At 57.1% G+C, this 2,500-nt stretch carries 2 rRNA genes (1 of these 2 cut by a window edge); both read left to right on the top strand.

Annotated features, from left to right (window positions below):
- Positions 1-2,262: ribosomal RNA gene (locus OG767_RS00010) — 23S ribosomal RNA — on the top strand; it begins 847 nt to the left of the window's first position.
- 80 nt (positions 2,263-2,342) lie between these two features.
- Positions 2,343-2,459, top strand: a 5S ribosomal RNA gene (gene rrf, locus OG767_RS00005).
- Positions 2,460-2,500: the final 41 nt, after the last annotated feature.

Genomic DNA, 2,500 nt, shown 5'->3' with positions numbered 1-2,500 from the left:
TGACCTGTGGTTAGGGGTGAAAGGCCAATCAAACTCCGTGATAGCTGGTTCTCCCCGAAATGCATTTAGGTGCAGCGTCGCGTGTTTCTTGCCGGAGGTAGAGCACTGGATGGTCTAGGGGGCCCACAAGCTTACCGAAATCAGCCAAACTCCGAATGCCGGTAAGTGAGAGCGCGGCAGTGAGACTGCGGGGGATAAGCTTCGTAGTCGAGAGGGAAACAGCCCAGATCACCAGCTAAGGCCCCTAAGCGTGTGCTAAGTGGAAAAGGATGTGGGGTCGCATAGACAACCAGGAGGTTGGCTTAGAAGCAGCCACCCTTTAAAGAGTGCGTAATAGCTCACTGGTCAAGTGGTTCCGCGCCGACAATGTAGCGGGGCTCAAGCACACCGCCGAAGCTGTGGCATTCACATTTCAACTTCGCGGCGCCTTGATGTGCCGTGCAGGTGTGTGGATGGGTAGGGGAGCGTCGTGCCGGGGGTGAAGCGACGGGGTGACCCAGTCGTGGACGCGGCACGAGTGAGAATGCAGGCATGAGTAGCGAAAGAAGGGTGAGAAACCCTTCCGCCGGATGACCAAGGGTTCCAGGGCCAGGCTAATCCGCCCTGGGTGAGTCGGGACCTAAGGCGAGGCCGAGAGGCGTAGTCGATGGACAACGGGTTGATATTCCCGTACCCGCGAAAGAGCGTCCCTGATGAACCTCGTTGTGCTAACCACCCGAACCGGAGGAGGTCTTCGGACCGAGTTTGGGGAGCGTGGGAACCTGGCGGGTAGTAGTCAAGCGATGGGGTGACGCAGGAAGGTAGCTGAGCCCGGCCGGTGGTTGTGCCGGGGTAAGCGTGTAGGCCGTGTCATAGGCAAATCCGTGGCGCATATAGGCTGAGACGTGATGCCGAGCCGATTCAGGTGAAGTCAGTGATCCTATGCTGCCGAGAAAAGCCTCTAGCGAGTTCTTAGCGGCCCGTACCCCAAACCGACACAGGTGGTCAGGTAGAGAATACCGAGGCGATCGGGCGAACTGTGGTTAAGGAACTCGGCAAATTGCCCCCGTAACTTAGGGAGAAGGGGGGCCGGAGACGTGAAGCCCCGCGCGGGTGGAGCGTTGTATGGCCGCAGAGAGCAGGGGGAAGCGACTGTTTACTAAAAACACAGGTCCATGCGAAGAAGTAATTCGATGTATATGGACTGACGCCTGCCCGGTGCTGGAACGTTAAGGGGACCTGTTAGCTCTTCGGGGCGAAGCGGAGAACTTAAGCGCCAGTAAACGGCGGTGGTAACTATAACCATCCTAAGGTAGCGAAATTCCTTGTCGGGTAAGTTCCGACCTGCACGAATGGCGTAACGACTTCCCCACTGTCTCAACCACAGGCCCGGCGAAATTGCATTACGAGTAAAGATGCTCGTTACGCGCGGCAGGACGGAAAGACCCCGGGACCTTTACTATAGCTTGACATTGGTATCTGAATTAGCTTGTGTAGGATAGGTGGGAGCCGGTGAAGTCCATACGCCAGTATGGGTGGAGGCAATCTTGAAATACCACTCTGGTTGATTTGGGTATCTAACTTCGGACCGTTATCCGGTTCAGGGACAGTGTCTGGTGGGTAGTTTAACTGGGGCGGTTGCCTCCTAAAGGGTAACGGAGGCGCCCAAAGGTTCCCTCAGCCTGGTTGGCAATCAGGTGTTGAGTGCAAGTGCACAAGGGAGCTTGACTGTGAGACTGACAGGTCGAGCAGGGACGAAAGTCGGGACTAGTGATCCGGCACTGGCATGTGGAAGCGGTGTCGCTCAACGGATAAAAGGTACCCCGGGGATAACAGGCTGATCTTCCCCAAGAGTCCATATCGACGGGATGGTTTGGCACCTCGATGTCGGCTCGTCGCATCCTGGGGCTGTAGCAGGTCCCAAGGGTTGGGCTGTTCGCCCATTAAAGCGGTACGCGAGCTGGGTTTAGAACGTCGTGAGACAGTTCGGTCCCTATCCGCCGTGCGCGTAGGATACTTGAGAAGGGCTGTCCCTAGTACGAGAGGACCGGGACGGACGAACCTCTGGTGTGCCAGTTGTCCCGCCAGGGGCACGGCTGGTTAGCTACGTTCGGAAGGGATAACCGCTGAAAGCATCTAAGCGGGAAGCTCGCTTCAAGATGAGGTATCCCACCCACTTTGTGGGGTAAGGCCCCCAGCTAGACGACTGGGTTGATAGGCCGGAAATGTAAGCCCGGTAACGGGTTCAGTTGACCGGTACTAATAGGCCGAGGACTTGACTACTAAGCTGCTACGCGTCCACTGTGCAACTCTGAACAAACACCGAACCCTGTGTGGGTTGTTGGTTGATATGTTCATAGAGTTACGGCGGTCATGGCGGAGGGGAAACGCCCGGTTACATTCCGAACCCGGAAGCTAAGCCCTCCAGCGCCGATGGTACTGCACTCGGGAGGGTGTGGGAGAGTAGGACACCGCCGGACAATCTTCCAGTTCAGGGCCACCCCGAAGGGTGGCCCTGAAC

Origin of the sequence: Micromonospora sp. NBC_01392, assembly GCF_045040125.1 — a bacterium.
Classification (GTDB): Bacteria; Actinomycetota; Actinomycetes; order Mycobacteriales; family Micromonosporaceae; genus Micromonospora.
Note: the sequence above shows the minus strand (reverse complement) of the source record. Positions and strands in the feature narration are given on the sequence as shown.